This is a genomic window from Microcystis sp. M20BS1 (assembly GCF_020245305.1).
Taxonomy (GTDB): Bacteria; Cyanobacteriota; Cyanobacteriia; order Cyanobacteriales; family Microcystaceae; genus Microcystis; species Microcystis ichthyoblabe_A.
On record NZ_JADBUZ010000141.1, the window covers coordinates 1 to 23,568 of the forward strand.

The 23,568-nt window shown below is 40.2% G+C and carries 25 protein-coding genes and 2 tRNA genes; 14 read left to right on the plus strand and 13 right to left on the minus strand.

Going from position 1 to position 23,568, the window contains the following annotated elements; genetic code table 11:
- Window positions 1-195: 195 nt before the first annotated feature.
- Window positions 196-1,620, plus strand: coding sequence for a D-alanyl-D-alanine carboxypeptidase/D-alanyl-D-alanine endopeptidase (gene dacB / locus IM507_RS14345; RefSeq protein WP_287637249.1), 1,425 nt, complete (start codon window positions 196-198; stop codon window positions 1,618-1,620).
- A 176-nt stretch (window positions 1,621-1,796) separates the two neighbouring features.
- Entirely contained in the window at window positions 1,797-3,275 is a 1,479-nt protein-coding gene (glgA, locus tag IM507_RS14350) for a glycogen synthase GlgA (protein WP_002737697.1), read from the plus strand.
- Between the two features lie 143 nt (window positions 3,276-3,418).
- Here the strand turns inward: glgA and IM507_RS14355 are convergent, their stop codons facing one another.
- From IM507_RS14355 to trmB, 3 genes are read right to left on the minus strand one after another with little or no spacing between them, the layout of a single operon-like run.
- Window positions 3,419-4,219, minus strand: a complete 801-nt coding sequence (locus tag IM507_RS14355; protein ID WP_069474229.1) for a tetratricopeptide repeat protein — start codon at window positions 4,217-4,219, stop codon at window positions 3,419-3,421.
- A gap of 19 nt (window positions 4,220-4,238) precedes the next feature.
- On the minus strand, window positions 4,239-4,847 hold the full coding sequence (locus IM507_RS14360; RefSeq protein ID WP_287637250.1) for a hypothetical protein: 609 nt from the start codon (window positions 4,845-4,847) through the stop codon (window positions 4,239-4,241).
- 34 nt (window positions 4,848-4,881) lie between these two features.
- Window positions 4,882-5,517: a tRNA (guanosine(46)-N7)-methyltransferase TrmB gene (gene trmB, locus IM507_RS14365; RefSeq protein WP_002737645.1), complete on the minus strand. Its 636-nt coding sequence runs from the start codon at window positions 5,515-5,517 to the stop codon at window positions 4,882-4,884.
- A gap of 65 nt (window positions 5,518-5,582) precedes the next feature.
- Between trmB and IM507_RS14370 the strand changes: the two genes are divergently transcribed.
- The 3 genes from IM507_RS14370 to petG all read left to right on the plus strand — a co-directional run bounded on the left by IM507_RS14370 (window position 5,583) and on the right by petG (window position 7,671).
- Window positions 5,583-6,719 (plus strand): metallophosphoesterase family protein, encoded by a 1,137-nt coding sequence (locus IM507_RS14370; RefSeq protein WP_002737824.1) that lies wholly within the window; start codon window positions 5,583-5,585, stop codon window positions 6,717-6,719.
- Between the two features lie 87 nt (window positions 6,720-6,806).
- The gene (locus tag IM507_RS14375; RefSeq protein WP_002736827.1) at window positions 6,807-7,292 is read left to right on the plus strand and encodes a hypothetical protein; all 486 of its coding nucleotides are present in this window, start codon (window positions 6,807-6,809) and stop codon (window positions 7,290-7,292) included.
- Between the two features lie 262 nt (window positions 7,293-7,554).
- The gene (petG, locus tag IM507_RS14380; protein WP_002738052.1) at window positions 7,555-7,671 is read left to right on the plus strand and encodes a cytochrome b6-f complex subunit V; all 117 of its coding nucleotides are present in this window, start codon (window positions 7,555-7,557) and stop codon (window positions 7,669-7,671) included.
- A gap of 169 nt (window positions 7,672-7,840) precedes the next feature.
- Here the strand turns inward: petG and IM507_RS14385 are convergent, their stop codons facing one another.
- A complete protein-coding gene (locus IM507_RS14385; protein WP_002736975.1) occupies window positions 7,841-8,392 on the minus strand; it encodes a 1,2-dihydroxy-3-keto-5-methylthiopentene dioxygenase in 552 nt (183 codons plus the stop codon).
- A 131-nt stretch (window positions 8,393-8,523) separates the two neighbouring features.
- Here IM507_RS14385 and IM507_RS14390 point away from each other — a divergent pair.
- Window positions 8,524-8,596: transfer RNA gene (locus tag IM507_RS14390), tRNA-Ala, on the plus strand.
- 41 nt (window positions 8,597-8,637) lie between these two features.
- Here the strand turns inward: IM507_RS14390 and IM507_RS14395 are convergent.
- From IM507_RS14395 to IM507_RS14425, 7 genes are all read right to left on the minus strand, one after another.
- Window positions 8,638-10,863: a hypothetical protein gene (locus tag IM507_RS14395; RefSeq protein ID WP_287637251.1), complete on the minus strand. Its 2,226-nt coding sequence runs from the start codon at window positions 10,861-10,863 to the stop codon at window positions 8,638-8,640.
- 10 nt (window positions 10,864-10,873) lie between these two features.
- Complete coding sequence (locus tag IM507_RS14400; RefSeq protein ID WP_002738066.1) at window positions 10,874-11,938, minus strand: NAD-dependent epimerase/dehydratase family protein; 1,065 nt, start codon at window positions 11,936-11,938, stop codon at window positions 10,874-10,876.
- Between the two features lie 58 nt (window positions 11,939-11,996).
- Window positions 11,997-12,686, minus strand: coding sequence for a class I SAM-dependent methyltransferase (locus IM507_RS14405; protein WP_002737984.1), 690 nt, complete (start codon window positions 12,684-12,686; stop codon window positions 11,997-11,999).
- Window positions 12,687-12,716: 30 nt separating this feature from the next.
- Window positions 12,717-13,985, minus strand: a complete 1,269-nt coding sequence (locus IM507_RS14410; RefSeq protein WP_002738189.1) for a glycosyltransferase — start codon at window positions 13,983-13,985, stop codon at window positions 12,717-12,719.
- Between the two features lie 39 nt (window positions 13,986-14,024).
- Window positions 14,025-15,551 carry an ArnT family glycosyltransferase gene (locus IM507_RS14415; RefSeq protein ID WP_287637253.1) on the minus strand — a complete coding sequence of 509 codons (1,527 nt, stop codon included), beginning with the start codon at window positions 15,549-15,551 and terminating at the stop codon, window positions 14,025-14,027.
- Window positions 15,552-15,627: 76 nt separating this feature from the next.
- Entirely contained in the window at window positions 15,628-16,695 is a 1,068-nt protein-coding gene (locus IM507_RS14420) for an NAD-dependent epimerase/dehydratase family protein (RefSeq protein WP_002737062.1), read from the minus strand.
- A 70-nt stretch (window positions 16,696-16,765) separates the two neighbouring features.
- Entirely contained in the window at window positions 16,766-17,545 is a 780-nt protein-coding gene (locus tag IM507_RS14425) for a pantothenate kinase (protein WP_069474237.1), read from the minus strand.
- A 308-nt stretch (window positions 17,546-17,853) separates the two neighbouring features.
- On the opposite strand from IM507_RS14425, the gene IM507_RS14430 reads away from it, so the two are divergent.
- On the plus strand, window positions 17,854-19,131 hold the full coding sequence (locus tag IM507_RS14430) for a M16 family metallopeptidase (protein WP_287637254.1): 1,278 nt from the start codon (window positions 17,854-17,856) through the stop codon (window positions 19,129-19,131).
- 3 nt (window positions 19,132-19,134) lie between these two features.
- A complete protein-coding gene (locus IM507_RS14435; protein ID WP_069474239.1) occupies window positions 19,135-20,394 on the plus strand; it encodes a M16 family metallopeptidase in 1,260 nt (419 codons plus the stop codon).
- Window positions 20,395-20,446: 52 nt separating this feature from the next.
- Here the strand turns inward: IM507_RS14435 and IM507_RS14440 are convergent.
- Window positions 20,447-20,518 (minus strand) — tRNA-Asn (locus IM507_RS14440).
- 147 nt (window positions 20,519-20,665) lie between these two features.
- Between IM507_RS14440 and IM507_RS14445 the strand changes: the two genes are divergently transcribed.
- Both IM507_RS14445 and IM507_RS14450 read left to right on the plus strand, forming a co-directional pair.
- Entirely contained in the window at window positions 20,666-21,139 is a 474-nt protein-coding gene (locus tag IM507_RS14445; RefSeq protein WP_002738243.1) for a hypothetical protein, read from the plus strand.
- A 373-nt stretch (window positions 21,140-21,512) separates the two neighbouring features.
- The gene (locus IM507_RS14450; RefSeq protein ID WP_012265322.1) at window positions 21,513-22,031 is read left to right on the plus strand and encodes a PDDEXK family nuclease; all 519 of its coding nucleotides are present in this window, start codon (window positions 21,513-21,515) and stop codon (window positions 22,029-22,031) included.
- Here the strand turns inward: IM507_RS14450 and IM507_RS14455 are convergent.
- Window positions 22,003-22,167 (minus strand): hypothetical protein, encoded by a 165-nt coding sequence (locus IM507_RS14455; RefSeq protein WP_184891173.1) that lies wholly within the window; start codon window positions 22,165-22,167, stop codon window positions 22,003-22,005. The two genes, IM507_RS14450 and IM507_RS14455, sit on opposite strands and share 29 nt — an antisense overlap.
- Before the next feature lie 146 nt (window positions 22,168-22,313).
- Here IM507_RS14455 and IM507_RS14460 point away from each other — a divergent pair, with 146 nt between their 5' ends.
- The 4 genes from IM507_RS14460 (at window position 22,314) to IM507_RS14475 (ending at window position 23,510) form a co-directional block, all read left to right on the plus strand.
- Window positions 22,314-22,562 (plus strand): DUF4160 domain-containing protein, encoded by a 249-nt coding sequence (locus tag IM507_RS14460; RefSeq protein WP_002736965.1) that lies wholly within the window; start codon window positions 22,314-22,316, stop codon window positions 22,560-22,562.
- A gap of 4 nt (window positions 22,563-22,566) precedes the next feature.
- Window positions 22,567-22,812 carry a DUF2442 domain-containing protein gene (locus IM507_RS14465; protein ID WP_052276673.1) on the plus strand — a complete coding sequence of 82 codons (246 nt, stop codon included), beginning with the start codon at window positions 22,567-22,569 and terminating at the stop codon, window positions 22,810-22,812.
- 202 nt (window positions 22,813-23,014) lie between these two features.
- Window positions 23,015-23,269 (plus strand): hypothetical protein, encoded by a 255-nt coding sequence (locus tag IM507_RS14470; protein ID WP_016516668.1) that lies wholly within the window; start codon window positions 23,015-23,017, stop codon window positions 23,267-23,269.
- A complete protein-coding gene (locus IM507_RS14475; RefSeq protein ID WP_002735847.1) occupies window positions 23,250-23,510 on the plus strand; it encodes a Txe/YoeB family addiction module toxin in 261 nt (86 codons plus the stop codon). Before IM507_RS14470 ends, IM507_RS14475 begins: the two co-directional genes overlap by 20 nt.
- Window positions 23,511-23,568: the final 58 nt, after the last annotated feature.

Genomic DNA, 23,568 nt, shown 5'->3' on the forward strand with positions numbered 1-23,568 from the left:
AAGGTTACATGATATCAGCCAGACTTGGAAACTATCTCATCAAATTAGTCCCCCCATAGAACCCCCTTGAGCCATCTTGCACACTTTTCTCTTTTTGTCAAATTTTATGTTAAGAAAGATGTGACTAATGGATAGCCTTAATAAGGGGGGCATCTGATAATTTTTAACGCCTACCTACTGCCAAGATTTAATTCTATGCTAACACGCTGCTCGAAATTATCTTTTCTCTTGGGGACCTGTTCCCTATTTCTCTGGGTAAACCATCCCGTCACCCTCGCAACCCCCATCAGTCAAGACAATTCCCCCCCTTCCCAGTTTATCTGTCCAGCAGACTTAGCCACCGAGATCGATCGCATTTTAGACCGACCCGATTATCAAGGCGCTTACTGGGGAATTTTAGTAAAATCCCTCAATTCTCAAGAAAATCTCTATAGTCTCCACGAAAATAACTTTTTTACTCCCGCTTCTACTGCGAAATTATTAACCACTGCCGCCGCTTTTAGCAAATTTAACCGCGATTATCGTCTGAAAACCCCCATTTTAGCCCAAGGCAACCCCCCCGATTTAGAAACTTTAACCTTAGTCGGGAGGGGAGATGCCACCATAACCACAGAAAAGTTAGAAAAATTGGCAGAAAAGTTAAAAGCAGGGGGAATTAACTCAATTTATCGCTTAATTGTCGTTGCTAGTCCTTTTGTCGTCTCCGATAGTCAAAAAACCTGGGAATGGGAAGATGTCTTTTTTGACTATGCTGTACCCGCTTCTAGCTTGGTTTTAAACGAAAATTCCGTCAATTTAAGGCTTTTACCGCGACAATTGGGGCAAAGCTTAGATTTACAATGGTCTGATCCCATTGCCGCTAAACAATGGCTAATTGAGAATCAAACCAGCACCGCAGCGCAAGGAAGCCCGAATAATCTGGCAATTAAGGGCAATTTAGCCAATAATCGCCTGATTATCACTGGTTCTCTGGCTATTGATAGTCAAGATGATTTTAATTTAGCTATTCCCCAACCCTCGGAGTATTTCCTCGATCGCTGGCGTAATATCCTCGAAAAAACGGGAATTACCGTTAAAACCGCCGAAATTAGCTCAGAAATTCTCGGCGATGAAATCACAAATTTAGAATCAGAACCCCTAGCATATTTGGTGGAAAAAGTCAATAAAAATAGCGATAATTTACTAGCCGAAACCCTACTACAAATGCTCGGCGGTGTCTCGGGATTGCAAGAAACTTTAAAAAAACTGGGAATTAACAGCGATAGTTATAAAATCGGCGATGGTTCGGGGCTATCACGACAAAACCTGATTAAACCCAATACTTTAGGTCAAATATTACAACTAATGGCAGAAAATCCTGATTATCGTCGTTCTTTAGCTATTGGCGGCATTGATGGCACTTTAACCAATAGATTTCGCCAGACTCCCCTAGAAGGACGATTACAGGCAAAAACCGGGACTTTAACCGGAGTTATCGCTCTCGCCGGTTATCTAGAAACCGCCGACAATCAACCCCTAATCTTTAGCATAACCGTCAATAACAGCGATAAACCCGCCAATACTCTCAGAAACGGCATCGATGAGGTGATTTTGCTCCTAGGACAGTTAAAACGCTGTTAATATTGAGGAGGCAAAAGGCAAAAGGCAAAAGGCAAAAGGCAGCTTTGTTCTCCCCACTACCCCAACACCCAAACCCGCAACTAATTCGATCGAGCCATTTAATCACAGAAGACTGTATACTTTTGTAAAAATTGCTTCTAGCTGACCTGTAGATTAATCGAGGGAGTTATTGATATATGTATATAGTTCAGGTTGCCTCTGAGTGCGCCCCAGTGATTAAAGCTGGGGGATTGGGGGATGTGGTATATGGATTGAGTCGAGAATTAGAAATTCGCGGTCATTGCGTGGAGCTAATCCTACCCATGTATGATTGTATGCGCTACGACCAAATTTGGGGCTTACACGAGGCTTATCGGGACCTGTGGGTGCCTTGGTACGGTGGCGCAATTCACTGTAACGTTTTTTGTGGTTGGGTACACGGGCGCTTGTGTTTCTTTATTCAACCCAATTCGGGGGATAATTTCTTTAATCGCGGTACTTACTACGGTTGTAAAGACGATAATATGCGTTTTGCCTTCTTCTCTAAAGCCGCTTTAGAATTTTTGCTCAGAAGTAATAAACGTCCCGATATAATTCATTGTCACGACTGGCAAACGGGTTTAATTCCGCCCTTACTTTTTGAAATTTATAAATATCATGGTATGGGCAATCAGCGCGTTCTTTACACCATCCATAACTTTAAACATCAAGGATTTGGTGGTGCAGAAATTCTCTGGGCAACAGGATTAAATAACGATTCTTATTACTTTAGCTATGCCCGAATGCGCGATAACTTCAATCCTTTTGTGATTAATTTTATGAAAGGTGGTATCGTCTTTTCCAACTATTTCAATACCGTCTCACCCCACCATGCTTGGGAAGCACACCACACCGATGTTAGTTACGGTTTAGGCCATACAATTCACCAGCATCAACACAAATTTACTGGCATTCTCAACGGTTTAGATTACAATATCTGGAACCCAGAAGTAGATAAATTTATTCCTGCACCCTACGGTATTGATAACTTCTCCGAGAAGGCACGCAATAAGAAGGCACTGCGAGAAAGACTCTGGTTAAGAGATGAACCAGAAAAACCCTTAATTTGTTATGTCGGTCGTTTAGATGACCAAAAAGGCGTACATTTAGTTCACCATGCCATGTATTATGCCTTAGCTCGCGGGGCGCAATTTGTCCTCTTAGGTTCCGCCACCGAATCGTTAATTAATAACTGGTTCTGGCATGAGAAAAATCACCTAAATAATAACCCTGATGTCCATATTGAATTGGGCTTTAATGAGGAATTATCTCACCTCATTTATGCGGGGGCCGATATGATTGTGGTTCCCAGTAATTTTGAACCCTGCGGACTGACACAAGTAATCAGCTTAAAATATGGAACCGTTCCCATTGTCCGGGGAGTTGGTGGTTTAGTTAATACGGTTTTTGATCGCGATTATGATACCTATCACAAACCCGAAGAACGCAATGGTTTTGTCTTTTTTGATCCCGATAATAATGCCCTAGAATCAGCCATGTCCCGGGCATTAGAATTGTGGTACACTCAACCGGAAGAATTCCAAAAATTAGCGATCCAAGGCATGGAATGCGATTACTCTTGGAATGGCCCTGGGGAAGAATACGTTGCCCTCTATGAAATGATTCGCCACAAATAAACTGTCTTGTCTCTAGCAATTCCCTGGCAATTATCAACAGAAATTCGAGGAATAGATTTGTTGAAATTACCAGGGTAATTGCTTTAGTTCTGACCGATTCCTGACTCCTAACCCCACCAACAAACTTTTTTAGTAAACCCTACTTAGTAGAGCAGAAATGTTAACTTTGCTTGGTATTCTTGGGTGAGGGGATGACTAACTCCCAAAATCTGAAATATGGCTAACATGGCTTTTCTTGCCCCATCCTGACGATATTTTCTACTTTCTTCCACCAGACTGATCAGTTTATCTAAAGCGGCGGCATAATCTTCTTTTAAAGCGAAATTAATCCCAGTAAAAAATATCGGATCGAGGGGATTATTTTCTGGTTTTAACTGTTGAAATTCTAGGAGAGTTTTCCAACCTTTGATAACAGGATTTTCCTCTTTAATAGCACTGATTAATCGATAGGCATCTGACCATTTTTCCAGACGCATGAGAAATTTTACCGCCATAATAATTAATCGCGGTTCGTTGGGATATTTAGGGAAAAGACGATCAAATAATTGTTTAGCTGCGGGCAAATTATCGAGGGCGATCGCTTCTTTGATTTCTGCTAATCCTGTTTCTAATTCCGATTGTAAATCGAGACGGGAAAATAAGTCTCTAATTTGTTCTTCTGGCAAAGCACCGACAAAACAGGGTAACACTTCTCCCTTGCTGACAATTCGCACATCGGGAACTCCTTCTACATCGTATTGTTCGGCTAATTGAGGATTTTTATCTATATCTATTTTGGCTAGGATAAAATTATATTCGCTTGCCAGTTTTTCTAGCATCGGTTTTACCAATTTACAGGGTCCACACCACAGGGCATAAAAGTCTAAAATCACTGTATTTAGATAGGACTTCTCGATCACTTCACTGTCAAAATTTGTCCCATCTACATCGATAGAATATCCCATCTATTTCTCCTCTAATAACTTATTTTTCAGCTAGTTTTGTCTCACTTATCTCTTTTACCCAAAGGGCTAATCCTCCCCCTCGTCCCCGGGCTGCTATCATTGTTTCTGTGATCAGAAAATAGGCAAAAAATGCCTGTTTTTTGATGCTTTCCTGATAAAAATTAGCTTCGCTTACCTGGCCATTTCTAATAAAACCTGAATAGAGAGAGCGATTAAATAGGGTTAAGTTGAGCCGGGTGAAATCAAAGGCAAGAAGACGGGTTTTAGGAAAAAACTTAACCGGACCGCTTACAGATAGTTTTACTGCCCCTAAAAATATCTGATTGCTGACGGTTCCAGAGACAAATTCTCCCAGTTCTAAGCTCTCATTTCTTTGGTAAGAGATGGTAATTTTTAACCAGGATGGGAGATAGCGCCCCTTACCCAAAACAATTCCCGCTCTCTTTTTCGCTTTTTGAGTTCCTGTGATCAAGTATAATCGCCAAGTACCGACTAAAGCCTCAAAAGTAAGATTTTCTTTAGTTTTTTTATTGTTTTTTTCTGTTGCTAAGAGAAATTCTAACAATTGAGATACAGGAGGGCGATTATTCTCCTCAAGTATTAGGGGTGAGTCGAGATTTATAACCATGATTTCAGACAGTGCCAAGATATTTTAGCTGAAGCTACCGAACTCGAAAAAGCGAGCGATAAACCGGTTGACCCTTATTATAAGTGGACTTTTCCCTTTCCGTCGGTACGGGGAAAATATTTTCCGCTAACCAGGGGGTTTGATGTTGCCGAACAAAATGGGGATGTGCTTGAAATCTCTCCGTCATTTCCAGGGCGATCGATTCCACATCCGACTGTAAAAAAACCCAGCCTCCAGCTACCATATACTTAGCCAAAGCTATGACTAATTCCGGCTGCACAACCCGACGCTTACTGTGACGCTGTTTAAACCAAGGATCGGGAAATTGAATCGACACCCGAAATAACTTATCTGCGGGCAAAGATTGCAGTAAAATTTCTGGGGTAACATTCATATTGCCAAAAACAAAAGCGAGATTTTTTAATCCTAACCTTTCCCGTTCCTGATTCGCTTCAATTACTAAAGGTTGACGAATTTCAATCCCCAAAAAATTAATTTCTGGATATACTTGGGCCATTTGTAACAAAAATTTACCCCGCGCACAACCAATATCAAGATGGAGAGGTTGCGTCATATCCTGATAAACTTGATTCCAATCGGGGGGAGCGATCGGATGGCGATATTTATGACTTAAGGGATTGACGTGCTGACGAACGCGAACTTTAGCCAAAGATATTTTCTCCTCATTTCTCCTCGATCGATCTAGTTTACCGATATTTAGCCCAATTGAATGCGATGAATTTCCGTTTCGCCATTCTCAGCGATCCTCATATCGCTTTACCCACAACCATTTTGAACCATTCTAATCGCTTTCATCTGGTGGAAGTGAGTATTCCCGCTTTAAAAATTGTTTTAGACCATCTCATCACCCTTAACCTCGATTTTCTGCTGATTGCTGGCGATTTAACCCAAGATGGTGAACCAGAAAATCATCGTTGGTTAGCCGATTGTTTAGCCACTTTACCCTTTCCCGTCTATGTGGTGCCGGGTAATCATGATGTTTTGAGTTTAACCGCAACAGAAAACCAGATCGGTTTAGGAGATTTTCCCTTTTATTATCAACAATTTGGTTACAGCCATCCCGAACAAATATACTACCAAAAAGAAATTTTACCCGGAGTGCAATTAATCGGTCTTAATTCTAATCAATTTGATGAGCAAGGTAAACAAATTGGCAGTTTAGATGCAGAACAATTGCATTGGTTAAAACAGATTTTACCATCGCTAAAAAACGATCTAGTGATGGTGATGATCCATCATAACGTTATCGAGCATTTACCCGGACAAAGCAATCATGAATTAGGTAAACGCTATATGTTGGCTAATGCGGGAGAACTGCTCGATATACTAGAGGAAAACGGCGTAAAATTGTTGATTACCGGCCATCTCCATGTGCAGGATCTGGCTTTTGCCAGAGGTATCTATGAAATTACCACCGGTTCTCTCGTCAGTTATCCCCATCCCTACCGGGTGCTAGAATATTGCGAAAACACGGTTGAATTAGCCATAGAATCTTTTCATCTGCAAAATATACCCGGATGGGAGAATTTACCCGCTATTTCTCGGCAATGGTTAGGCGATCGCTCTTATCCTTTTATGATGCGTTTATTAACCTGTCATCCCCTCAATCTTCCCGTGAGTCTAGCGGAGGAATTAGCCCCAAAATTACGCAATTTTTGGGCAGATGTGGCCCAAGGTGACACAATCTTCGATTTTAGCGATTTTCCGCCCCTAGCACGCCGTTATTTTTACGCTTTCAGTGCCATCGATCCCCTCGGTAATCCTCATTTTATCGACAATCAAGCCGTAATTAGTTTCAAGCATCAGTTTAGTTATCAGCGCTCAAACTTTCTGCCGGAGATGGGAGAATAGCTGCAACAAATAATTAACTATAGCTTATAGTTATGGTACGCGGCCGCTATCTTGGCAGAAAATATCAAAAAAAATCAATAAAAATAAATGGAAGCACTTAAAAAGGAATTAAAAAAAATCGGTTCTCTTGCCCTCTTTTTTTTCTTGGCTTTCGGTTATATTCTTCTGATCATGAAATTATTTCTGGAAGAGTATTCGATTACCACCTACGTGTTGGGTAAAGCGATCGTAGGAGCGATCATTGCCGCAAAAACCGTGGCCATTCTCGACGCAGCCATGAAGCTAGAATGGTTAGAAAATCGTCCCCGTTACGTTAGTGTTCTGTATCGAACCTTTGTTTATACCCTAGCAGCACTGATTCTCGGCTCGATCGAGGGTTTTCTGGAAGCTTATCGGGTAACGCGGGTGATTTCGGAGGCAATGGCCAAATTTTGGCAAAGGGAAAGTTTCTCTCAAATCCTTGCGGTTACTCTCTGTCTCGCAGTGGTTTTTTGTCTCCACAATCTCTGGCAAGAAATCGATCGCTATTGGGGTAAAGGCAAATTGAGAAAATTTTTTCTCGATCGCTCCTAGAGTAGAGCAGTTATCTTAATGGTGAGATAGCAAGTTTTCCTTTTGGGGAGTCGGGAGATAAGAGTCAGGGATTTAGGGAGATAGGGAGATAGGGAAATTTCAGCTAAATTCCCCACTACCCCCCACACCCCACACCCCACACCCCACACCCCACTACCCCAACACCCCACTTAAGAAGTATGTACGATCGCCCTATCTTTCGCGGGCAACCCCTGCTAGGATAAAATACGGGTGAAAAATTGCTAATCCAAGGAGTACAGACGTGATTGAACCTTTAGTGCTAGGGATTGTCCTAGGCTTAATTCCCATTACCCTAGCGGGTTTGTTCGTTGCCGCCTATTTACAGTACAAACGGGGCAATCAATTCGGCTTAGACTAAATCTATCACGCCAATCCCCCGAATTGAGAAAATCTCCCGTCAAGCTAGGCACTAGACGGGAGATTTTCAACAGGACAAATTTGCCGCTTAACAGATTGTGGCTGCCAGCGTTGCCATCCCCGCAAAACTTATCTGTCTTACTGGGAGAGCGATCGCCTAAAACCAAGAGCTACACGGCTGTTAAACTAGGAAAACGAATAACGGTTTCCGTGTATTCGGGAACCCATCCGGCGGTAGTGGTGAAGTAACGCACTGCTTTAACTCGTTTACTGGCAGTGAGGTGAAACCAGTGTTCGCTATGGGCGGGAACATTGATGTATTCTTGAGGTTGAATAGTTAATTCCCCCTGAGAACCATCGGGAAAGACGAAGCCAAAAACCCCCTCCCCATCAATGATATAACGCACCTCATCGTCAGCGTGGGTGTGACAGCGCTCGAATTTGGCCAGTAAAGTGTCGAGATTGGGAATTTCAGGGTGTAAAACGATTAAATCTCTAGCTTGATAACCCGCTTCTTGCTTTAGTTGCTCAAAATAACCGTCTAAGCTGGTTAAAACTATTTCTTTTTCTTCGTCAGTCAGAGAAGCTTGCTTAAGTAGCTGACGGGTGGCCTCGTTTTCGATCGGCCAATAGTTTAAAGTAACATTTAATTTGGCCAATTCCAGACTAATATCGGCTAACTGGGTATAGGTTGTCCCATTCTCTAAGCGTAGTATCGCCATTGGTTATCATCCTCAAGATTACTTTTTTCATTTTAAAGTTTTCCAGAGGCAAGCCGCTCGATTTTTTACCCCTCGAGCCCTTGCCAGTTCCTAGGATTTTCTGCTCAAAAATGCTATTATGGTCTATATCTGGGGAATTAGCTCAGTTGGTAGAGCGCTGCGATCGCACCGCAGAGGTCAGGGATTCGAGTTCCCTATTCTCCATTTTCCAGAGATATTAACCGCTTTTCAAGGTTCAAGAAAGATTACGAACCAGTCTCAACTTCCCAAAAAGGCGTTACTTTTATTTCTGGGGAGAATAGCAGAGGATTACTGACAGAAAAGCTAAAAGATTTGACTTGTGGTGGTAATTTTCCTTGAAAAAATGCCATTAATTCCTGATCATTTCTCGGTAAATGACTAAGGATAACTCCATTAGCTGAATTATCTTGAACAAAGCGAAAATTGGCTTGAGTTCCATCGAGATAATTAACGTTAATTATCACGGGAGGGATTCTAAATATTTTTTTGATTATTTTACCGAACCAAGAATATTCAAATTTAACTTGAACACGAGTAATCCCACTATTACGAGTAGGTAATTCATAGACTTGATCCCAAGTAACATTAGTAGTCTCTCCTAGAGGGGTTGGAATGCAACGACTGACTTTTTGTTTTTCTAGAAGATAAAAGTTGGTTTTGATTGCGGGGACTTGGAAGGGTGAATTTACCGAGTCAAGTTGATAATTACAAACCACATAAGAAAAGGCCTTAGGTTCATCAAAAAAAGGATGTCTGCCATCAATAGATTGAAAGTGATAAATCAGATAATCTCTGGGAGATTGAGATAAGCTTTGATAATTTAGTTCATCCAGTTTTTCTGTATAAGCACCATAAGATTGAATAATCGGCCGCGGTTTCCAATTAAGCTGATTGCCCGGAATAAGTGAAAATTCCCAGGGAATTATATCAATAGTTTTGCCTTGCACTTTTTCCAGCACAGAATCGGGTATTTTGGTAGCGGTAGCAATGACTTGTAAATTTTGAGTTGTACTCCTTTCACCTCGCATTTTTAATTCTCTGGGATTAAGGATAGAGGAAATGACAACCCCAATATTATTAGCCACCCTATCGGGACTGAAATTACTCCACTGGCGAGCATTTTCCAATATAGTCCAATTAGGACTAGAGGTGATAATAATACATCCCAAAAAAATTATTCCCCAAGCACAATAAGCAATTTTCTTAAACCGAGATTTTTTAATAATTGTTGTATAGAGAGAAGCTAATAAAATAACCACAAGTGTAAAAACAACAACGTGAGCATCTTGCCTAACAAATCCATGCTTAAATGATAAAAATATAGGGAAAATATAGGCAATAGCCAGACTAATTTTTTGGTCTATAATTGCCAGAGACATTAAAAGCAAACTTAAGGCAAAGCAGAGCAAAGCAATTAGTAAACGCGGGTAATTTCCTACAATACTCATCGCACTGGAATAACCAGAAGAAATTTGCCAAGAATTGCTCAAATATTCCATGAGAGAGGGAAAATTATCTAGATTAATTGTTTGGATAAGAAGTAACCCATAAAGCCCATAAAATACTAACAGAGGTAAGAAGTTAAGTAAGTGGTTATGATTAAATAGAAGATAGATTCTGCCTTTGATACCCCTTGCCTCTCTTAATAAGGGGGGTGCCGATAGGCGGGCAGATCTGACGATAAACCAGAGAGTTAAAGCCACTCCTCCGGCAATGCAAAAATTAACTATAATGTGAATAAAGGCTCGGTTAGAGGCAGCTGGATAGAGAAAAATAAAGGCAATGGAAGGAATGGTTAAAGTTAAGTTAATACCAGCGAGAACATTTTTTATAACTATCGATGGTGACTTCTGAAAATATCCCCGAACAATATTAACGATTATGTAGATAAACAGGCTGCCTGCTAGATAAATTCCTAGAGTTAGTTTCGTGAGTATAGAGAACCCAGTGATTATGCCAATAGCCATAGCTAAATAATTGATATACTTTTGAAAAAAGTTATCAAAAGACATGAGTATCAGGAGGATAAATATTATCTGATAATCAACAGTAAAGCCGACACTGTTGTAGGGATTTCCTACTAGAGTAGCAAAAATAATTGACAGCACAAAAACTATTTGATTGCTATAGCTTTTAATAAATAATAATCTGAGAATAACCACCGCTAATAGACAAAGGTGTATCAACCAGCGAAAATAGATAATTTGGGAAAAGTTGTAATTTAAAGATGTGCCATGAATCAGATAGCCTAGGGGTCCATAGGTGAAGATAATATCTTGACCAAAAATTAACTGTTTATGGGCAGCATCACTAATAGCAAAAGCCCAAGAAGGATCTAAACCAATTTCTAGCCAATCAATAATAGGCAAATTTGCCAGAAAAAAGTAGGCAGTAATGATAATTAGTATTCCTTTGACTAATACAGGTGAATCGAGAGATTTTTTCTGCATAATTTTTGAGTTAAAAAATTCCTTTTAATTCCTTCTCGTGATTATAAATCCAATCAAAAATATCTTGGATTAATTTTCTACCGTCTCGCTGGGGTTGCCATCCAGTTATAGAACTGATTTTGCGAGAATCAGTGATAAAAATTGGCATATCTCCGGTGCGATTTTCGGGAATTGCCTCAATCATTATACTATTGCCCGTGATTTCTTGACATAGTTTGGTGGTTTCGTAAAGAGACAAAGAAAAATCTTGCCCACCCCCCACATTAAAAGTCTGCCCTTTGAATTGTTCTAAATTAGCAATCTGAATATCGATTAAATCAAGTAAATCAGCTACATGAAGAAAATCTCTAACCTGTTTCCCCGTACCCCCATAACCGATGTATTTTAAGGACTTCTGAAAGTAATGATTAGCCACCCAAAGGGCAAAAACTCCCTGATCAACTTTTCCCATTTGCCAAGGACCAGTTAAAACTCCACAGCGATTAATTAAAGTTCTTAATCCGTAGGCATCCCCATATTCATTAATAATCAATTCCGATGCTAACTTAGTGGAACCGTAGAGAGAACGGGGCAAATCTAAGGGAAATTGTTCACTGATACCAAAAGCAGAAACCCCAGGTAAATTTTGCTGTTCAGATAACTGAAAACGAGTATCTGTTTCTGTATAGTTTAATTGATTAAGATAGGCAATGGGATAAACTCTGCTGGTGGAGAGAAAAATAAAATCTGCTTGGGTTTGTCTAGCTAATTCTAAACAGTTAATCGTTCCAATTAAGTTAGTTTGCAAAACGTAGCCGGGGGAATTATAACCAGCTAAAACGGAAGGTTCTGCCGAACATTCTAGGATTAAATCCACTGGCAAAGCGGCTGCTTCTAAGTCTTCCGCATTTCTGACATCTCCATGAACAAATTCAATTCCTGCTTGTTTGAGGCGGGGAATATTTAACTCGGAACCGCGACGTTTTAAGTTATCTAAGGCGATAATTTTCCAATCGGGATAACGTTGGGCTAATCCTAAACCTAAAGAACTACCCACAAAACCCGCACCACCAGTAATTAACACTTGTCTAGTCATAATTGTACAATCTTGATTAGTATTTGTAGGTTACTTTGAATCACCGTATTGTCAGTAATTATCTAGGTTTGGTGGCTTTGACAAATAGCTGCCCACCCAAGAAATTCCAGAAAATAGGGAATTTTAAATAAATTTTGAGTAAGGTGGGTGAAGCGAGTCTTCCTTTCGTAGAAAATGGTAGAAAACGAGGAATTAAAGTATCGATTCTAAAACCAATTGTTTCCAATAACTCCTTTAAAGAAAGGTGAGTTATTGGTAGTTTATGATCAATAAAATCATAGTATTCTTTATAAGAATACTTAAAATTAGGTTGAATCACTAGAAGTGATCCGCCTGGTGTTAAAATGTCATAACAAAATCCCAAAACTTCGATTAATTCTTCCGCACTATTTAAATGCTCGAAAAAGTTGGAGATAAAAATTTTATCAAATCTTATATCAAGTTTTTGCTGCTCATTAATACTGAGAATATTGAGATTCAATACCGTTACATCAGGATTAGCAAAAACTTTTGCATCAGGATTAAGATCGATTAAGTATTTATTTTTAGAACGAATTTGATTAATAAATTCACAGTAACCTCCACCAATATCTAAAACTGTATCATTGACAGTAACATAATTTTGTAAAAAATTATTAACCAAAACTTTCCAAAGAGCTAATTTTGCTTTTCTTTCTTGAGGATTAAAGCGACTTTCGTAAAGTCTCTTTAAGTATTCCATTTGTCGGGTTACTTGCTCGTCTAACATGGTTTTAACCTCTGAATTTATTGGTTACTTTTATCTGATTTTTTGGACAGATTTGCGCTTATAGTCGCCTCTAGAAAGGTATTTTTCTAACCAGATAGAGAGAACTATAAATAAATAACGACTACCCATTTCCTTGAGTTTTAACTTGGAAATCCCCGTGGTACGATTGCGCCAAGTGATGGGAATTGTCGTGTAGGAATATCCTCGCACGATTGCTTTTAAGGGCATCTCTACTGTTAAGTTAAAATGGTGAGACAGTAGAGGTGATATTCCTTCGATAACCTCCTTACGATAGATTTTAAAGGCATTAGTGGTATCATTAAATTTTAGCCCAAATAAAACTTGAATGAATAGATTGGCCAAACGATTAACGAATAACTTGTGTATGGGATAATCAATAACTTTTCCTCCCCTGATAAAACGAGAACCAAAAACGCAATCGTAGCCTTCTTGGAGTTTATAATAATAGTCCACCATGTTATCGGGAGAGTCGGAATTATCTGCCATTACTACTGCCACTGCATCACCGCTAAAATTTTCTAATCCACAGCGCACTGCAAAACCAAACCCGTTGGGATAATAGTTATTGATGTAGCGAATCCGAGGATTTTCTTGGTTGATTTTTTGCAGAACTGCTTCGGTGTTATCTTTGCTATTGTCATTAACCACTAGGATTTCATAATCAATTTTATCCCGTTCTAAACGTTCGGATATTAAGTGAGTTGTGCTTTCGATGCAATCTTCTTCGTTGTAAGCAGGAATAACTATTGATAAGGTTTTTACTGCATAGTTATCCCTTGATTGACGTGGGTGAGAGTAACCGTCCATCTCGAAAGCTGGGGCTAATCCTTCGGGATAGTACATTTCTGTCTCATTAGTCTTATTCTTAGGTTTAAAAATTAGGCTATCACTGGCAACATAGTTAATACTAGCTCCCAGTAAAACCCCAATCATTGTGTTAACTCCGGGGCTAATTCCTAACCAATTTAAGAATGGAAATACCAAAAAAACTCGCAGTAAAACTGCTAAACCTGCCGAGAGATGATAGAGAGGAAGTTGTATCAAAATCACATCTCTAATTGTCCAATCTCCCCCAGTCCACACCCAGATTCTATAGATAAAGAAACTAGCAATTAAAGATATTTCTATCGAAATAACATTAGCAACATTCTTCAGAAATGGGGTATTAAATCCTAAGTCGTCAATGAACCAATAAATGAAGAATAAGTTGATTAAAAATGCCACTCCCCCAGCAATGAGAAATCGAAAAATTTTATTATTGTAGATTTTAGTTAACATAAGGAACTCAACTCAATATAAATTACAGATAATTATCTCTTATTTACCGTGTCTTGTTGTGTATATATCACAACGTTTGTTAGAAAAAACGGGCTTGTCATTAGGATTATACAGGCTATTTAAATATTTTTTATCTTCTCGGTTTTCTCTTGTTTCGTTGCAAAAAACTATCGCCTCAACTTGATGATTAGCTCTTGATAACTTATAGAGAGCATTTTTTAATTCTTCCTCACTTGCTTCACTATAAATCATTAAGGCACGACGTTGACTGTAGTAAGGTATCATTGAATTCCATTGATGTCCGTAGATTAACAAAACACCATCAGAAGAAGTAATACTTTGGACTTGAGAGGCAATTTCTAAGTAATTGATACTATAAAATTTTGTTTTAGGATGCCAGAAAGCTCGATAAAATTGCAGTTGTGATAACAAAATTAAAGCTAGGAAAAACCAGCCTACAGACTGCCAAATTTTCCGTTTTTTTTCTATTAATCCCATGATGGTAAATCCAGAAGCACCGAGGAGAAAGATAGCATTAGCATAGGGATAATAGTTATGAACAAAATGCAAATTGGTAAAAATGGCAACTGTCAATATAAATAGTAAACTTAAGCCATAACTTAGTAACTTTTTTGAGGTGAAAATTGGTAATATTACTAAAGCCATAACGCTGATTATCAATCCGCCAAAAACGTCATTTAGAGTCCTAGTTAGATAATTTCTCCACTGTGACCGAGATAATTTTTGAGCGATAGTTCCAAAGTTCCAATCTCTCAAAGCTTTCGAGGTGATAAAATCTGCTGCCATGGGATTGAGTAGCTTTTGGGCATCGGTAAAGTTAACCCAAATTTTGGCTATAAGGAAGGGTATGATTATAAAAACAACGACCGGTATCAATAAATCTCTCGCTAAGTTACGAGATGACTCTTTCTTAAACCAATTAGCACCTATCCAGACAGAAGCTAAAATTAAAAATCCAGCCATAGTCGTTACTTTAGTTAGACTGGCAGCGATTCCACAAAGACAGGCTAGTAAGGCAATAATTGGCGATTTATAGCGAAAATAAACAGCAATACAGGCAAGATAAGCTAAAGAGAAAAATAGGGCGGTTGATTCAATCATGAATGTTCGCGACCAAAACAGATAAAGAGGACTGGCTAAAAATAAACTCAAAAACAGCCAACGGAAAGCTCGCGCTACTTGTAAATAAGATAGGATTACATATATAGGAATCAAACTTAAATAAAAGAAAAAAGCACTCACAAATCTACCAGTTTGATCTATCGGTGTCTGCAAAAGCTTAACTAAAATAGCCACTATTCCTTGATAGAGCGGAAACTCCATCGGAATTGACCAAGGCACTCCTAAAACAGGGGTTTCATAGGCTAACCAAGGACTACCTTTGAGTAAATAAAAAACCGAGATGGCCGTTTGAGTTTGACGAAAGGCGTGAGCATCTATCAAAGGATTATTCCAGCCTCTGCTAATCCCCCAAAAACTATGGATTAAGCAAGCTGCAAAAATTAACAATAATATTTTCTCAGTCCATGATTTAAAAGCAAGCATATTTGACCATCTCCAGTTTTTTAAACCCATAGACGCACAGACCCAGATAGTTTTGACATAGTAATCTAATGATCTACTATAACCAACGGCTAACGTTTTGACTAAAAATCTCTTTGAGAATATCTGTTACTGTGTAGGTTAACTGCCAATCAGGATAATGATTTTTAAACTTACTCACATCAGAAATCCACCAGATATGATCACCAATGCGATTAGTCTCCACATACTGCCATTTTAACTTTTTATCCGCAATCGCTTCACATTCTTGAATAGCTTCTAACATGGAACAATTACTAAAGCGACTACCACCGATATTATAAACTTCTGCCACTCGCGGAGTCTGATAAAAATGATAGAAAGCATTGACCAGATCGTAACTATGAATATTATCGCGTACCTGCTTACCCTTATACCCATAAATACTGTATTCTTTGCCAATCATCGTACATTTCATTAAGTAGGATAAAAACCCGTGTAATTGGGTTCCCGAATGACTTGGACCGGTTAAACAACCGCCACGAAAAGAGGCAGTTTTCATCTCAAAATAACGCCCGTATTCCTGTACTAATACATCCGCCGCCACTTTTGAGGCACCGAACAAAGAATGTTTACAAGCATCAATACTCATCAACTCGTCAATACCTTGAGCAAAATAAGGATGACTTTCCGAGATTTCCCAACGTAATTCTTTTTCTACTAAAGGCAATTCATTCGGTCTATCCCCGTAAACTTTATTAGTGGAACAGAAAATAAATACTGCTTGGGGACAGTGTTGACGAGTATTTTCTAATAATACTAAAGTTCCGTTAGCATTGACACTAAAATCCATATAGGGATCCTTAGCTGCCCAATCGTGGGAAGGTTGCGCCGCCGTGTGGATAATTAAGGATATATCATGACTATAGGTTTTAAATATATCTGCAATAGCCTCATGATCGCGAATATCTACAGCATGGTGAATGTATTTATCCCCGTAATCTTGGGATAATTTGGCTCGATTCCACTCCGTTGAAGCGTCTTCGCCAAAAAATACCTGACGCATATTATTATCAATTCCAACGACGGTATAACCCCGATCACAAAAAAACCTCACTGATTCGGAACCGATTAAACCAGCAGAACCGGTTACTAGAACGATCGCCATAACTATATCCTGAATTTTTTGCCTAGTTGTTCAGAAATTTCTCAAGTTGAGAAAACTTTCTCCGACTTTACTAGATAGGTTCGCCTTTGTCAATTAAACCCGAGGAGATTCCCTTAACTGCGGCAATTCCCTGAAAAATGATCGTCTCATCTACTAGGAGCGATTTAATGGCCTTTTCTTGCCAGTAATCCCTAATTAAGTCCCCATCTCCCCCCGTTAAAATTATCCCGCTCTCTGGATATAAATTTAACCATTCCCGACTGAATTTTTCTATTCCCGCCAAAATTGTATAAATTATCCCACTTCTTATCCCTTCTGCTGTTTCTTTTGCCCACATCTGGGGTAATCTTTCCGATAAGGACACCTCTGGTAAGGCTGCCGTCCGTTCCCTTAAACTGGCTAATTGCACCTTTAACCCGGGTAAAATTGCCCCCCCCACTAGCTTTTTATCCCCATCCACTCCCGTAAAAGTTAAGGCTGTTCCCGCATCGATGACTAAACAGGGAAATCCGTATTTTTTTCCCGCACCTAAGACAGCTAAAGCTCGATCGATGCCGAATGTCGGATATAAATCCAGTAAAGGAATATCTTTTAAAGTAATTATCCGTAAATTGTCATAATTTGCCCATAATTCTTTTTGGCTAGGAACCACAGAAGCGACAACCAATTCACAGTTACATTTATTTGTCAAGAGTTTAGGGAAAATTTGTTGCAAAAATTCATTACTTGGGGGTTCCCTCAGGTGGGGAGTATCGAGACAAGCTAACAGGGTTTGACCGCGAAAATACCCCCAATGTAGCCGAGAATTGCCGATCATCAACCCTATCCAGTCAGTATCTTGCTCAGTCATTTAGTTAGTAGGAATTATGAATTGGGGTGTGGGGTGTGGGGTGTGGGATGTGGGGAAATGGGAAATGGGGAAATGGGAAATGGGGTGTGGGGTGTGGGGTGTGGGGTGTGGGGTGTGGGGAGAATAAATAAAATAATCTCCTGTCTCCTGACTCCTGACCACTGACTCCTGACTCCTGATGGCTTCAAGATAGCCGATATTTGGCGGAATTATCTAGAAATCATGACAAAAGTTTTTTAATGGTTGCACAGGCAAGAGAATAAGATAACCTAGGTATAGAATTTAACAAAAAATCTGGTTAACGGACATTGATCAAGTCGATAGCGCAGTGTCAAACGAGTTCTTTTCCCGCTCAGGTATGGCAATTAGATCACGGCTTAACCGTAATTCATCAGTACTTACCCGTGACTCCTGTGGTGGTAGTAGATGTGTGGGTTAAAGCAGGTGCGATCGCTGAACCCGACCCATGGTTAGGTATGGCCCATTTTCTCGAACACATGATCTTTAAGGGGACGAAAAAACTTCCCCCCGGACTCTTTGACTATTTAATCGAAAATTGTGGCGGCATGACCAACGCTGCCACCAGTCACGACTATGCACACTTCTATCTCACCACCAGTGTTGACCAAATTGAACATACCCTACCCCATCTGGCCGAAATTCTCCTCCATGCTGAGATTGACGATGAGGAATTCTATCGGGAAAAAGATGTAGTTTTAGAAGAATTACGCGCCTGTTATGATGATCCCGATTGGATTGCCTACCAAACCCTCTGCGGAAGTATCTATCAAGACCATCCCTACGGACGCTCTATTCTAGGCGATCAACCCCGTTTAGAGCAATTAACCCCCAATCAAATGCGCTGTTTCCATCGCACCTATTATCAACCAGAAAATATGTGTGTGGCGATTATCGGGGGAATTGAACCCCAACCAGCTTTAGAAATTATCCGGCAATCTTTTCGGGAATTTCCCGTCCCCTCGGAATCCCCCTCCCATCTAGTGGCTGCCGAACCCCCCCTGATCGAAATTCGTCGTTCCCAAGTATATTTACCCCACCTAGAACATTCTCGTCTCTTGATGGGATGGACTGGACCAGGATGCGATCGCCTAGAAGATGCCTTTGGATTAGACTTGATTTCGGTAATTCTTGCCGGGGGACGCTGTTCGCGCTTAGTGCGACAGCTGCGGGAAGAAGCGCAAATCGTCCTCGATATTAACAGTAATTTTTCCCTGCAACGAGATTCCAGTCTCTTTACCATCGGTGCTTGGCTATCTAGCTCAGAAACTGAGACAATTGAAGGCATTATCTGTGAACATCTCCAACATCTGCACGATGATCCCGTCACCCCCGCAGAATTACACCGCACTCAACAGTTATTAGCTAACGATTATATTTTCTCCACAGAAACCCCGGGCCAATTAGCCGGACTCTATGGATATTATCAAACCCTGAGAGCTGCCGACCTAGCCACGATCTATCCCCAAGTTATCCAAAGTTTGCAACCATCAGATCTACAACGTCTGGCTCGTCAGTATCTCTCCCCGGAGCGATATGCTATTACAATAATGCAACCCTGTGAATAAACGATGTCCGCTTCCCCCATTCACCGCTTAACCTTAGAAAATGGCATCACCCTTTTAGTGGTGGAAAATACGGCCGTGGAGTTAGTTGCAGGGAGGATTTTTCTCAAAAATGCGGGTACTCGTTGGGAAAAAACCGAAAAAGCGGGTTTATTTCGTCTTTTAGCCGTGCTGCTCACCAAAGGTACAGAAAAGTTATCTTCCCTAGAAATTGCTGATCGCGTTGAGTCCACGGGGGCCGGTTTAAGTGCAGACACGGGGACTGATTATTTTGTGGTTAGTTTAAAGACTGTTACCAAGGATTTTTTAGATATATTGCGTCTAGCGGCGGAAATTATTCGTTTTCCCAGTTTTCCCCCCCCAGAAATCGAATTAGAGAAAAATCTCACCCGTCAAAGTATTCGCTCTCAATTGGAACAGCCTTTTAATGTAGCTTTTAATCAATTACGCGCCGCTATGTACCCAGATCATCCCTATGGTATGTCTTTATTAGGTACGGAGGCAACGGTTTCGCAATTGCAACGGGATGACCTGCTGGCCTATCATAGTCGCTTTTTCCGTCCGGATAACTTGGTAATTAGTCTTTCTGGCCGTATTACCCTAGAGCAAGCAGTAAAAGCAGTGACGGAAATTTTTGGCAGTTGGTCAATTCCCGATCTTCCTTTATCTAGTTTACCCCCCGCCGCTTTTGATTTTCAGCCCACCTGTTTAACTACCGTCCAAGCTAGTCAACAGGCGATCGTTATGTTAGGATACCCCGGCTCTTCTGTACAAGAGGATGATTATGCGGTTTTAAAATTATTGAGTACCTATCTGGGGAATGGGTTATCTAGTCGTTTATTCGTGGAATTGCGAGAAAAACGGGGATTAGCCTACGATGTTTCCGCTTTTTATCCCACCCGTCTCGATTCTTCCCAATTTGTCATTTATATGGGAACTGCACCCCAAAACACAGCCATGGCCCTGTCGGGATTGCGTCAGGAAGCAGAAAGGTTATATCAAGTAACTTTGAGTGAGGAGGAGTTACAGTCAGCTAAAAATAAGTTATTGGGTCAATATGCTCTCGGTAAACAAACTAACGCCGAAATCGCTCAATTATACGGTTGGTATGAAAGCTTAGGTTTGGGTATTGAATTCGATCGCACTTTCCTGGATTCTATTAATCAGATTACCCCCGAACAAGCGCGATCGGTAGCCAGTAAATATTTTCAAAATCCTTACATTTCTTTAGTCGGCCCAGAAAATGCGATCAACGAAATTCTCTAGTCAGAGCAAAAAGCAGCAACAAAAAACTATTGCCGCTGCTATTTTTGATTAACTCCCCGGGTGGGATTCGAACCTACGACCAATCGGTTAACAGCCGACCGCTCTACCACTGAGCTACCGAGGAAGGCTACTCACAATTAATAATTATAATCATAAGTCCCTCAATAATGCAAGTGCTTTCTGGATTTTTTCTCAAAAAAATTTCCGGTGCCGGTAGCGGTGGGCGGAGAATCCACTATTGTGGAGATAAGGACACCATTAAGTCTAGTCTATGCTTGCCCATCACCGCCGTCCCGTTTCCTTCTGTCTGCTCTCGACAGATCTACCCATCCTCTCCACTTTAGACACTGCCGCTACCCTCTACCAAAAGGATCGCCACCGGTTTCATCTTCTCCTCAATCAACCCCCAGTCGCTCTCGCAGAAATAGAGACACTTAAACCCGAAAATAATCAAAATAAATTAATTTGGCTAGAAATTTCGGCCAATCGGGTAATTATGACCATGCAGGGCCAGGGAAAATTCGCCTATCGTCATTTTTGGGAGCAAGGGGTTTTTGGTGTCAGTCGCTACTGGTTAAATGCCGAAAGTTCTCAACCGGGTTACGCTTTTCGCGTCCGCAACTATACCCGTAGTCTCAAATTAGAGGGGGATAATTTCCCCGAATATTTGCGTCTAGAGTACGAATTATGGTCAGATAACCTGATTTTAGGTCATTATGTCCTTCATTTGCAAGTACACCAATAAATCGGGTTGGCTGCATAGAGCTAAAAACTTTGTGGGATAAAACTTTTAGACTTTTTGTCCTCAAAAAGTGCCAGCCGGTGGCAAAATTTAGGCACTTTTTCCCCGAAAATTAGGTAATTGTCGGGTGGATTGAAGACTTAGTGCTACACTTCCCGAAAAGTCGATTTTATTTGAGCTTGTTGTTAGGAATCCACTTAAAAGACGTTGTTTAATCTGGCTAATAAGCTCTTGGGTATGATATGGGGAAAAGTTCCAGCGATTGCAGTAAAATGGGGGAATATGCCCAAAGTTTCCACCTATCGTTACTCTGGAGAGTGTTAGACAGAAAGTTTCTGTATAATATGTAGTTGTGTGTCTATGACGAGGTAATGCTATGGCCCTTTTGGCCGAAGAAATAGTTGAAGAATGGCTGAATAGGCAGGGTTATTTCACCATACGTGGTATCCGTCTTGGCGTTAATGAAATTGATTTGGTTGCGGTGAAGTTCAGATCAGGCGAAAGTCCTGTCTGCCGTCATGTAGAAGTCCAGGCGTCGATGAGGCCAGTCAGCTACATCTCCAAGGTTCCCAAAGCTGCGCGAAAGACTGGTCGGGCTGCGAATAGCGCAGCACGTTCGCCCGAGGAGCTCGTGGAAGGTGTCGCCGAGTGGGTTGAGGGGAAATTCCACGCTACCAAAAAGCGCTCCCTTATGGAAATTCTGTGGAGCGGTGAGTGGTCCTCGGAGCTAGTCATAAATAACGTCAAATCTGAGCAGGAAGTAGAGCTAATTGCCGAGCATGGAATAATCATACACCGGCTTCCAGATATTGTTCGCGAGCTTAAAATTAACAAATTCCCCATCAAGAGTGCTGCTGGTTCGGATTTTATAGACCTGTTGCAGCTATCGCCGTAGTGCGATCGCTATCGCTGTAGGGTGCGTTCCCTAATGCAAGTCCTGCTACAAAGCGATCGCTTTTGGGGAACGCACCATGCACATTGATGGCAGTGCGATCGCTGTTATCTTCTTGATTAAACTCTGAAATTGTCATTGCTTGGGATAGGAACGCCAAGGGCGATCGCTTTTTGGGGATGAGGAGTGCGATTGCTGATCTTGTCGTTTAGGTCGAGGTAACAAAACCCAACAAGCTTTGTTATAATATTTTTGTCATAAAGCAAGACTTATAAAAATAGATTTATGCCAGAAATTACTCGATTTTATGGAATTATCATTAAAATCTTTTTTGCCGATCATCCACCTCCCCATTTTCATGCGATTTATGGAGAATATAACGCCCTATTTAATCTGGAAACCTTAGAAATCATTGAAGGAGACTTACCTAATAGAGCTACAAAAATGGTTGTAGAATGGGCAACAATCTATCAATCAGAATTATTGAAAATGTGGAACACTCAAGAATTTAATAAATTACCACCTTTGAAATAAAACAATGCTTTACCCCAAAATAACATCAGCCGAAATCATTGAAAATTATACTCTATTGGTGCATTTTTCTAATCATCAAGCTAGAAAATATAACTGTGAAAATCTACTAGAAAAAACGATGTTTTCTTCCCTTAAAAACTATACTTTCTTTAAAAACTTTCAACTTGATCCATCAGGTAGCGGAATCGTTTGGAATGATGAAGTTGATATAAGCGAGTATGAAATTTGGATCAATGGAATTGAACTATGATTGCCGATCTTGTAGTGCGATCGCTGTCATCTTGTTGATTAAACTTTAAAATTGTCATTGCTTGGGATGGGAACGCCAAGGGCGATCGCTTTGGGAAGGATCAATTTTTGGGAAATGGCGATCGCTTTTTTTTCATTAGTTCTAACTCATGCTGATTTTGATATAATAGCCATAATTGTTTGACATCTTAAGAGAAAAAATCATGATTAGAGCGATTAAACAGAAAGGAATTGTTGGTAGAGAAGGAAAAATAGAGCTTTATTCTGCGGAACTAGAAGAAGGAACGGATGTGGATATCATTATTTTAGTATCTGATCCTGAACCCGATACAACCGAATATCTTCTTTCAACAGAAGCCAATCAGCGTGAATTATCCGAAGCTATTGACAGAATAGAAAAGAAAGAAAACTTAGTGACAATTACTGTAAAAGAATGGCGTGAAAAATATAGTATTTGATCCAAAAGCTTTTAAACAATTCAATGAATGGGCTATAGAAGACAAAAAACTCTATAAAAAAATCGTTGATTTAATTGACGACATATTGCGCCATCCTTTCTCTGGAATCGGTAAACCCGAACCCTTAAAACATCAACTCAAGGGTTATTGGTCAAGACGCATTAATGATGAACATCGCTTAGTTTATAAAATTACAGAAACAGAAATTATTATTATCAGTTGTAAATTTCATTATGACTAGGCTCAATGTAATCGCTGTCATCTTGTGGATTAAACTTTAAAATTGCCATTGCTTGGGA

Bases quoted from the DNA above. Each gene is read 5' to 3' on its own strand.
- IM507_RS14375 (WP_002736827.1), top strand. From the start codon at position 6,807: ATGGAAGCACTTAAAAAGGAATTAAAAAAAATCGGTTCTCTTGCCCTC.
- IM507_RS14450 (WP_012265322.1), top strand. From the start codon at position 21,513: ATGGCCCTTTTGGCCGAAGAAATAGTTGAAGAATGGCTGAATAGGCAG.
- IM507_RS14415 (WP_287637253.1), bottom strand. From the start codon at position 15,551: ATGCTTGCTTTTAAATCATGGACTGAGAAAATATTATTGTTAATTTTT.
- IM507_RS14445 (WP_002738243.1), top strand. From the start codon at position 20,666: ATGCTTGCCCATCACCGCCGTCCCGTTTCCTTCTGTCTGCTCTCGACA.
- IM507_RS14425 (WP_069474237.1), bottom strand. From the start codon at position 17,545: ATGACTGAGCAAGATACTGACTGGATAGGGTTGATGATCGGCAATTCT.
- IM507_RS14355 (WP_069474229.1), bottom strand. From the start codon at position 4,219: ATGGGATATTCTATCGATGTAGATGGGACAAATTTTGACAGTGAAGTG.
- IM507_RS14420 (WP_002737062.1), bottom strand. From the start codon at position 16,695: ATGGCGATCGTTCTAGTAACCGGTTCTGCTGGTTTAATCGGTTCCGAA.
- IM507_RS14470 (WP_016516668.1), top strand. From the start codon at position 23,015: ATGATTAGAGCGATTAAACAGAAAGGAATTGTTGGTAGAGAAGGAAAA.
- dacB (WP_287637249.1), top strand. From the start codon at position 196: ATGCTAACACGCTGCTCGAAATTATCTTTTCTCTTGGGGACCTGTTCC.
- IM507_RS14410 (WP_002738189.1), bottom strand. From the start codon at position 13,985: ATGTTAACTAAAATCTACAATAATAAAATTTTTCGATTTCTCATTGCT.
- IM507_RS14455 (WP_184891173.1), bottom strand. From the start codon at position 22,167: ATGACAATTTCAGAGTTTAATCAAGAAGATAACAGCGATCGCACTGCC.
- IM507_RS14360 (WP_287637250.1), bottom strand. From the start codon at position 4,847: ATGGTTATAAATCTCGACTCACCCCTAATACTTGAGGAGAATAATCGC.
- IM507_RS14460 (WP_002736965.1), top strand. From the start codon at position 22,314: ATGCCAGAAATTACTCGATTTTATGGAATTATCATTAAAATCTTTTTT.
- glgA (WP_002737697.1), top strand. From the start codon at position 1,797: ATGTATATAGTTCAGGTTGCCTCTGAGTGCGCCCCAGTGATTAAAGCT.
- IM507_RS14385 (WP_002736975.1), bottom strand. From the start codon at position 8,392: ATGGCGATACTACGCTTAGAGAATGGGACAACCTATACCCAGTTAGCC.
- IM507_RS14405 (WP_002737984.1), bottom strand. From the start codon at position 12,686: ATGTTAGACGAGCAAGTAACCCGACAAATGGAATACTTAAAGAGACTT.
- IM507_RS14395 (WP_287637251.1), bottom strand. From the start codon at position 10,863: ATGCAGAAAAAATCTCTCGATTCACCTGTATTAGTCAAAGGAATACTA.
- IM507_RS14465 (WP_052276673.1), top strand. From the start codon at position 22,567: ATGCTTTACCCCAAAATAACATCAGCCGAAATCATTGAAAATTATACT.
- IM507_RS14370 (WP_002737824.1), top strand. From the start codon at position 5,583: ATGAATTTCCGTTTCGCCATTCTCAGCGATCCTCATATCGCTTTACCC.
- IM507_RS14435 (WP_069474239.1), top strand. From the start codon at position 19,135: ATGTCCGCTTCCCCCATTCACCGCTTAACCTTAGAAAATGGCATCACC.
- IM507_RS14400 (WP_002738066.1), bottom strand. From the start codon at position 11,938: ATGACTAGACAAGTGTTAATTACTGGTGGTGCGGGTTTTGTGGGTAGT.